Annotated in this window: 6 protein-coding genes; 2 read left to right on the top strand and 4 right to left on the bottom strand. The window is 71.9% G+C overall.

Going from position 1 to position 8,283, the window contains the following annotated elements:
* The first annotated feature begins 371 nt into the window (after nucleotides 1-371).
* The gene (locus ACFV2X_RS47340; RefSeq protein WP_385628557.1) at nucleotides 372-1,334 is read left to right on the top strand and encodes a zinc-binding dehydrogenase; all 963 of its coding nucleotides are present in this window, start codon (nucleotides 372-374) and stop codon (nucleotides 1,332-1,334) included.
* Nucleotides 1,335-1,358: 24 nt separating this feature from the next.
* On the opposite strand, the gene ACFV2X_RS47335 is transcribed toward ACFV2X_RS47340, so the two are convergent.
* The 4 genes from ACFV2X_RS47335 to ACFV2X_RS47320 form a co-directional block, all read right to left on the bottom strand.
* Nucleotides 1,359-2,084, bottom strand: a complete 726-nt coding sequence (locus ACFV2X_RS47335) for an antibiotic biosynthesis monooxygenase (protein WP_385628554.1) — start codon at nucleotides 2,082-2,084, stop codon at nucleotides 1,359-1,361.
* 170 nt (nucleotides 2,085-2,254) lie between these two features.
* On the bottom strand, nucleotides 2,255-3,136 hold the full coding sequence (locus ACFV2X_RS47330; protein ID WP_385628551.1) for a hypothetical protein: 882 nt from the start codon (nucleotides 3,134-3,136) through the stop codon (nucleotides 2,255-2,257).
* 101 nt (nucleotides 3,137-3,237) lie between these two features.
* A complete protein-coding gene (locus ACFV2X_RS47325; RefSeq protein WP_385628549.1) occupies nucleotides 3,238-4,323 on the bottom strand; it encodes a helix-turn-helix transcriptional regulator in 1,086 nt (361 codons plus the stop codon).
* Nucleotides 4,323-5,198: a DUF4097 domain-containing protein gene (locus ACFV2X_RS47320; RefSeq protein ID WP_385628548.1), complete on the bottom strand. Its 876-nt coding sequence runs from the start codon at nucleotides 5,196-5,198 to the stop codon at nucleotides 4,323-4,325. The genes ACFV2X_RS47325 and ACFV2X_RS47320 overlap by 1 nt, the downstream gene beginning before the upstream one ends.
* Before the next feature lie 279 nt (nucleotides 5,199-5,477).
* Between ACFV2X_RS47320 and ACFV2X_RS47315 the strand changes: the two genes are divergently transcribed.
* Nucleotides 5,478-8,276 (top strand): AMP-binding protein, encoded by a 2,799-nt coding sequence (locus ACFV2X_RS47315; protein WP_385628546.1) that lies wholly within the window; start codon nucleotides 5,478-5,480, stop codon nucleotides 8,274-8,276.
* The last annotated feature ends 7 nt before the right edge of the window (nucleotides 8,277-8,283 follow it).

Below are 8,283 nucleotides of genomic sequence, written 5' to 3'. Positions count from 1 at the left end.
CCGGCCGGCTCGTTCTTTGGTTTATACCCTCCTGTGGGCGGTGGGGGCCACCGGGCGGGGGGGGGGGGGGGCGCGGCGCCCCCGGCGCCCCGGCGCCGACGCGCCTGTTGGTGCGGACTGGGATCGCCGCCGTGGCGCCCGGCACGAGGCCGGGCCGCCGCGGCCCGGTCGCTTGGCTGCTGCGGCGAGGGGCGGCGCGGGGCGTGCGCGCCACGGGGGTGCCCGCCGCGCGGACCGCTGCCGCCCGCTGAGGCGGCGGCCGCGCGGGCGCCGGGCGGCCCGGCCGTTGGACCCACCGGGCGTGGCCGCGCGGCGCGTGTCACACCGTGGTGTGGTTCCGCCGGTCGGCTGCCGCGCCTATGGTCGGGATCATGTTCGCTGCCTACGCCGCACGTATCGACCGCGACCAGCCGCTCAACGGCCTCGAACTGGGCCAGCGCCCCGAGCCCGAGACGCGCCCCGGATGGTCGACCGTCACCGTCAAGGCCGCCTCGCTCAACCACCACGACCTGTGGTCGCTGCGCGGCGTCGGCCTCGGCGAGGAGTCCTTGCCGATGATCCTGGGCTGTGACGCGGCCGGGATCGACGAGGACGGCAACGAGGTCGTCCTCCACTCGGTCATCGGCCAGAGCGGGTACGGCGTCGGCCCCCGCGAGCCCCGTTCCATCCTCACCGAGCGCTACCAGGGCACCTTCGCGGAGAAGGTCGCCGTCCCCACCTGGAATCTGCTGCCCAAGCCCAAGGAGCTCTCCTTCGAGGAGGCCGCCTGCCTGCCGACGGCCTGGCTGACCGCCTACCGCATGCTCTTCACCAACGCGGGCGTGCGCCCCGGCGACAGCGTCCTCGTCCAGGGCGCGGGCGGCGGCGTGGCCACCGCGGCCATCGTGCTGGGCGCGGCGGCCGGGCTGCGGGTCCTGGCCACCAGCCGCGACGAGGCCAAGCGCAAGCGCGCGGTCGACCTGGGCGCCGAGGGCGCGTACGAGCCGGGGGAGCGGCTGCCGCGGCGCGTGGACGCGGTGATCGAGACGGTGGGCGCTGCCACCTGGTCGCACTCCATCAAGTCCCTCAAGCCCGGCGGCACCCTCGTCATCTCGGGCGCGACCAGTGGGCCCAGCCCCAAGTCCGCGGAGCTCAACCGGATCTTCTTCCTGGAGCTGAAGGTCGTCGGCTCCACGATGGGCAGCAAGGAGGAGCTGGAGGACCTGCTGAGCTTCTGCGCGGCGCGCGGGGTGCGGCCGGTCATCGACTCGGTGCTGCCGCTGGACCGGGCCCGCGAGGGGTTCGAGAAGATGGCGGGCGGGGACCTCTTCGGCAAGGTCGTGCTGACGGTCTGAGGCTGCTTTCAGGGCTGTACGGCTTTACGGCCGCACGAAGCTTCGCTCGAAGCGGTAGCGCTTGATCGTGCTGCCCCTGAAACCCGGGAACTGACGGATCCGCTCCCACTGAGGGGTCATCGAGCCGACGCCCGGGGCGGCTGACGCGATGGCCGCGTCGTACGCCTCCTCGCTGGTCCACTGGGCGTAGTTGAGCGCCCGGGTGCGGTCGTTGGCCAGATGGCGGGCGCCGTCGACGATCAGGTGGAAGTCGGCGGAGATGAGGTCGGGGCTCGGGTCGGGGTCCGTCTCCAGGGCCTCGATGACCAGGTCGATCCACTGGCGCCGCAGGTCCGGGTCGTCGAAGTCGAGCTCGATGACGGCGATGCACCCGGGCACTCGCGGATCGTCCTCCGTCCGGGTGTCGAAGCCGCGGTAGCGGCGGTAGTTGGCGATGCCGTTGCGCTTGATCCCCGGAACGGCGGCGTCGATCTGGTCGACCCGCTCCTGGCGCTGGGTGCGGACGAACGCGTGGTACGCCTCCTCGCTCGTCCACTGGGCGTGGTGGAACAGCGTGTCGCCGTCCGTTCCCACGTAGAGGTTCTGCGACAGCAGCTCCGGGCTCGGCCAGGGGCGGGAGTCCCAGCTGGCGGCGACGGCGTCCGCCGTCGCCCGCTGCCGCTCGGGCGTGCCTACGCTCCAGGTGGAGAACAGAGCGGCGCCGACGTCGGGGCGCGCGAGGTCGGGGAGGGGGTTGGGGGCGCCGGGCATGGGGGCTCCTTCAGGTTCGCGGACGGGGGCTGACGGGGGCTGCTTCGCCTCCGTCAGCCCCCGCCCGCGATCCTGATACCTCAACTGCGGTTGAGGTCAAGGGCGTTCGCCGGGCCTACGTGACCTGGACGCCACCCTCACCCTGTTCGCGCTCCGTCCCGCCGTGTTCGCTACGCGTACGCGACCTGGACCGCGGCGATGCCCAGCGTGCTCTGGGCGGGCAGCATGCCCGCCTCGAACACCGCCGCGAGCAGCGGATGCACCAGTTCCGCCAGGCGCTCGGCCCGCTCGGCGCCCAGCGCGCGCCAGGGCGCCGCGGCCAGTTCGTCCGTCTGCCGCTCGATCGCGTCGCGGCCCTGACGGCCGCGCTCGGTCGCGTTCCCGTCCGCGTCGAGCCAGCCGCGCTCGGCCAGCCGGCGGGCCGCGGCGCTCCACTCCTCCGCGGTCCAGCCGCGGCCGTCGAAGTTCTCCTTCGGGGCGGCGCCGACCCCCGCGAAGGACACCAGCGCCTCGCACGGGTCGAGACCGGCGGTGAGCAGCGCGGCCAGGTGGCCGTCACCGCGGTGCTCCCGGAGCACGGTGATGGCCTGCCACAGGGCCAGATGCGGCTCGTCGGACCAGCCGAGGCCGCGGTTGGCGGCGCCGAGGGGGCGGGCGCCCAGGGGCGCGGCCCCGGCCGCCTCCTTGGCCAGCGCCGCGGCCTCGGCGATGTCCTGCCCGCCGACCCGGTCGCCGAGCAGCGCGCGGAACGTACGGTCGACCGCGCGCAGCCGAGCCGCCACCACCGCGTCGGGGGCGGCCGTCGCCCAGACGGCGGGGATGTACTCGGCTATCGTGCGCGGGCTGAAGCTGTAGAAGGTGGCCGTCACCAGCTCGGGGCCGACCGCGCCCAGCGGGGCGGCCCGCCACGCGAAGTAGCTGGGCCAGCGGGACTCGACGTCGTAGCCGAGCGCCGCGGCCTCCTCGTACGCCTGCGGGGCGAAGTAGAGGCTGGCGTGCACCGGTTCCAGCTGGTGCCACATGCGGCGGGCGAGGGCTTGGTACTGCGTCACTTTTACCTCTTCGGATGAGACTCGGACGAGAACCTGGCGAGGCGGCGGAAGCGGGGGGAAGCCGAGGGCGAAGGATAGCCAGCGCATGGGGAGGGCGGGGCCTATTCCTTCACCTGCCCCCGCAGCAGAGCCGTGATCTGCGCCGCGGTCGCCGCGAGCCGCCGTCGGGCCTCGGCCGCGTGGGCGGCGCTCACGCCGTGGTCGCGGGCCGTGTCGCGGATGTCGTCGCGGAAGCGGTCCAGGAGCCGGTCCAGATCGCGGGCGGGGTCGCCGGACGGGGTGAAGTCCCGGGCCCATTCCGGCTCATGCCCTGCCCACTCCGGCTCGTGCCCGGCCGCCGCCTTGGGCGCGTCCGCCTTGGGCTCGTGCCCCGCCGCCTTGGGCGCGTCCGCGCGCTCGACGACGTACTCCGGCTCAGCGTGCTCCGCGGCCCCCGCGCCCTGCCGTGAGATACGCCCTATGCCGCGCGACACCTCGGCCAGCCCCTCGCGTACGGCGCTCTGCCAGTCGCCCGTCCTCAGGTGTTCCTGCGTCTGCTCCTGCAGCCGCCGGGCCATCCGCTGGACCTCCTCGCGCGCCAAGTCCTGGGCGTCCTTCGCCTGCTGCCGGGCGCGCTGGGCGTCCTGCCGGGCGCGGCGGCTCTCCTCCTTGGCCCGGCGCGCCTGCTCCTTCCACTCGTCCTTGGCGCGCCGCATCTCCTCCTTCGCCAGCCGCCATGCCTCCTTGTCCCCCCACGGGCCCTCCCACGACCCGCGCTTCCCGCCCTTCCCGCCCTTCGTGCCGGAGGTGTTGCCCGAGGTGCGGGCCTGCTGCGCCGCCTCCCGCATCTCGCGCCGCAGATCGCTGGCGGAGCCGCGTACGTCCTCCCGGATCTCGGCGGCGAGCTCGGCGACGGACTCGCGGATCTCGACCTCCAGGTCGGCCAGCTCGCCGCCGCGGTCGGCCAGTTCGGCACGGCCGGCGTCGGTGATGGAGTAGACCTTGCGGCCGCCCTCGGTGGTGTGCGTGACCAGGCCCTCGGCCTCCAGCTTGGCCAGGCGGGGGTACACGGTGCCGGCGGAGGGCGCGTACAGGCCCTGGAAGCGCTCCTCCAGCAGGCGGATGACCTCGTAGCCGTGGCGCGGTGCCTCGTCGAGCAGCTTGAGGAGGTAGAGCCGCAGCCGGCCGTGGGCGAATACGGGGGCCATCAGAGGACCTTTCCTTCGGGGCGGTCAGGGCCTTGCGTGGGGGCGTCCTCTTCGGTGGGCGGGCGGCGCAGCAGCGCTATCGCGCCCGTGACGGTGGTGGCCTTGAGCCGGCCGCTGCCCGCGCCGAGCCGGCCGGAGACACGCTTGGCCCCCCACTGGCCGGTGACCCGCAGATCCTCGAAGGCGTTGGAGACCGCTCCGCTGGTGGTGTGCGCCTCGACCTCGGCGTCGGCGGGGTGCGGCAGCCGGATCGCGATCTCGCCGGACACGGTGTTGAGGGCGATGTCCGCGCCGCCCGAGGTGGTCGTGGCGGCGAGGTCGAGCACGATGTCACCGCTGACGGTGTCCGCGTGGACGGACTGACCCGAGCCCTCGATGACGGTCAGGTCGCCGTTGACGGAGTTGAAGCGCAGCCGGCCGGTGACGGCCTGGGCTTCGACCCGCCCCGAGACGGTGTCGGCGTGGACCGGGCCGGTCAGCCCGAGCAGGGTGACGTCGCCGGTGACGCCGTGCACTTCGGTGCGGCCGGTGAGCCCGGAGACGACGGCTCCGGCGCCGATGGTGCCGACCGAGGCGCTGGTGTCGGTGGGCACGGCGAGGGTGAGATGGACCGTACGGTTCCAGCCCTTGTGGTCGAGCCACTTGAGCCAGCCCTTCCATGGCACGTCGTCGTATCCGACCTTCAGCGTGCCGTCCTCGTGGGTGACGGTCAGCGGCGGGCCGTCGATCTCCGTGAGCTCCAGGCGGGCGGGGCCGGTGTCGGTCCCGACGACGTTGACGGTGCCGCCCACGACGCGCACCTGGAGGGTGGATACGAGGTCGTCGAAGGTGAGCTTCTGTGGTTCGGTCAACGACCACTTGGACTGGCCTGACATCCCTGGCCTCCCCTGGCTGGGCGCTGGCGGGACCCCTGACCGGACCCCGCGGCAGACGCGACGCAACATATCGCGTCTTCTGGTAGACACGATATATCGCGGACCCGGGGAGTCAAGCGGTGACCCCAGGGGTGCCGGGGTGGCTGATTCGGTGCGGGTGGCGGCCGGCCGGGATTCGCTAGAGCGCTGCTAGAGCCTGACTGGAGAGTCATGGAGTGCGAATGTTCGAGGCTGTTACCTTCAGGGCCTCAGAATCGGGGGGGAAGGGTCAAATGGGTCATGTCGAGACAGTCCTTGAAATACTCAACGCCCGAAGATGCCCAGGAACTGCGTTCCGTGGCCCAGCTGCTGGTCAGAGCAGCGGTGGAGTACCCCTATTCGGGGGTAGGTTACTTGCCCGACGGTGCGGAGGGCGAATCCATACGCCAGCCCTATTCCGAACTCCTCGATTCCGCGCTCCGATTGCTCACCGGCCTGCGGTCCCGTGGGCTGAGGACCGGCGACAAGGTCGCGCTGCTGCTGGATGACCAGCGGGAATTTCTCTCCGTTTTCTGGGCCTGTCTGCTGGGCGGGTTCGTCCCCTGCCCCATGGTGCCGGTGCTGGGCGACCCCGCCCGCTGGGCCGCGCAGCTCGCCCATGTCGACCGGCTGCTCGACCGTCCGCTGCTGGTCACCACCGAGGCGACGCGCGCCGAGCTGCCCGATGTGCCGGGGCTCGCCGTGGCCCCGGTGGAAGGGCTCGGTGGCGGTGAACCCGCGCCGGACATCCACCGGGCCGCGCCGGAAGACCTCGCCCTGCTGGTCCTGACTTCCGGCTCCACCGGAAATTCCAAAGCCGTGATGCTCTCCCATGGAAACCTTCTGGCGTCCATGGCAGGGAAGTCGGACAAGCAGCAGCTCACCGCCGCCGACACCACCTTCAACTGGATTTCCTACGACCATGTCGCGGCGCTTCTGGAAGCGCATCTGCTGCCGCTTTACGTGGGCGCGAACCAATTGCACGCCCCGGCCTCCGTCATCCTCGAGGAGCCGCAGCGGTTCCTGCGCATCATCTCCCGTCACAAGGTGACGATGACCTTCACCCCGAATTTCCTCCTCGGCCCGCTTAATTCCGCGGCCCATGAATTCGCAGACGAGGAGCGGCTTGATCTGAGCGCGCTGCGCCACATCGTGAGCGGCGGCGAGGCCAATGTCGTCGCCACCGGTGAGGCGTTTCTCGCCAACTACGCTCCGTACGGCCTGCGGCGGTCCGCGCTGTGGCCCGCCTTCGGCATGACCGAGACCTGCGCCGGCAGCATCTACAACCGCGACTTCCCGGACGTCGACGCGGGCCAGGAGTTCGCCAACCTCGGCACGCCCGTCAAGGCGCTGACCATCCGGGTGGCCGACGACGAGCATCGCGCGCTGCCCGCGGGCGAAGTGGGGGAGTTGCAGCTCAGCGGCCCGATGATCACGGCGGGCTACTACAACAACGAGGAGGCCACCCGCGAGGCCTTCACCCCCGACGGCTGGTTCCGCAGCGGCGATCTGGGCCGTATCGACGACGGCCGGCTCACCCTGGTCGGGCGCAGCAAGGACAGCATCATCGTCAATGGCGTCAACTACTTCAGCCATGAGATGGAGGCGGCGCTCGAGCAGCTGGACGGCGTGGCCGGCGGCTATGTCGCGGCCTTCCCGACCCGGCGGCCGGGCAGCGACACCGAGCAGCTGGTGATCGCGGTCAGCCCCGAGATGGTCAGCCCCGAGGTGGCGGAGGGCGACGAGGCGGGCCTGTACCGGCTGCTCACCGCCGTGCGCTCCACCGTGGTGATGCACTGGGGGTTCCGGCCCTCCCTCATCCTGCCGCTGCCCAAGGAGGCGTTCCCCAAGACCAGCCTGGGCAAGACGCTGCGCCGGCGGATGCGTATCCGCCTGGAGTCCGGCGGCTTCGACGACGTCATCGCGCGCGTCGCCGAGCTGACCACCCGCAGGCTCGGCGGGTACACCGCACCGGAGGGCGAGACCGAGCGGGTGCTCGCCGAAATCTATGCCGAGATGTTCGACCTGGCCCCGGACGAGGTCAGCGTCACCGCGAGCTTCTTCGACCTCGGCGGGACCTCGCTGGACATCCTGCGGCTGCGCCGCCAGGTGGGCCGCCGCCTGGGCGTCGTGGACCTGCCGATCATCACCGTGCTCACCGCCCCCTCCGTGCGCGCCCTCGCGGCCCGGCTCGGCGAGGGCGGATCGGCGGCGGCCGTGGCGTACGACCCGGTGGTGCCGCTGCAGACCGCGGGCGACAAGACGCCGCTGTTCTGTGTGCACCCGGGCGTCGGCGAGGTCCTGGTCTTCGTCAACCTCGCCAAGTACTTCGTCGGCGACCGGCCCTTCTACGCCCTGCGCGCCCGGGGGTTCAACGAGGGCGAGCGGCCCTTCGCGAGCTTCGAGGAGATGGTCGCCACGTATGTCGAGGCCATCCGCGCCACCCAGCCGCACGGCCCGTACGCCGTCGCCGGCTACTCGTACGGCGGCGCTGTGGCCTTCGAGATCGCCAAGGAGCTGGAGGCGCAGGGCGAGCGCGTCGACTTCGTCGGGAGCTTCAACCTCCCACCGCATATCAAGTCCCGCATGGACGAGCTGGACTTCATCGAGACCGCGACCAATCTCGCGTTCTTCCTCGACCTGATCAACAAGAAGCAGTCCCTCGACCTCCCCGGGCAGCTGCGCGGGCTGCCCAAGGAGGAGCAGCTGGCGCACTTCCTCACGATCGCCCCGCAGGGCCGGCTGGCCGAGCTCGATCTGGACCTGGACAAGTTCACGGCCTGGGCCGAGCTCGCCAACGGGCTCACCGACCTCGGCCGCAGCTATACGCCCGCCGGCACCACCCGTTCGATGACGGTCTTCTACGCCATCCCGCTGCGCGGCACCAAGGAGGACTGGCTCGACAACGAGCTGCGCAGGTGGGACGAGCACACCACCGAGGCCAACCGCTATATCGACGTGCCCGGCGAGCACTACACCCTGATGGGGCCCCAGCACGTCGCGACCTTCCAGGCCATCCTGCGCAGGGAACTCGACCGCGCGCTGGGCGACGGCGAGTAGCGAGCGA

This window comes from Streptomyces sp. NPDC059679, assembly GCF_042734105.1.
In the GTDB taxonomy this organism is placed as follows: Bacteria; Actinomycetota; Actinomycetes; order Streptomycetales; family Streptomycetaceae; genus Streptomyces.
This window is presented reverse-complemented; position numbering and strand designations above follow the sequence as displayed.

What these genes read in the sequence shown, in the direction of transcription:
- ACFV2X_RS47335 (WP_385628554.1), bottom strand. Translation starts at nt 2,084, where the DNA reads ATGCCCGGCGCCCCCAACCCCCTCCCCGACCTCGCGCGCCCCGACGTC.
- ACFV2X_RS47325 (WP_385628549.1), bottom strand. Translation starts at nt 4,323, where the DNA reads ATGGCCCCCGTATTCGCCCACGGCCGGCTGCGGCTCTACCTCCTCAAG.
- ACFV2X_RS47320 (WP_385628548.1), bottom strand. Translation starts at nt 5,198, where the DNA reads ATGTCAGGCCAGTCCAAGTGGTCGTTGACCGAACCACAGAAGCTCACC.
- ACFV2X_RS47315 (WP_385628546.1), top strand. Translation starts at nt 5,478, where the DNA reads ATGTCGAGACAGTCCTTGAAATACTCAACGCCCGAAGATGCCCAGGAA.
- ACFV2X_RS47340 (WP_385628557.1), top strand. Translation starts at nt 372, where the DNA reads ATGTTCGCTGCCTACGCCGCACGTATCGACCGCGACCAGCCGCTCAAC.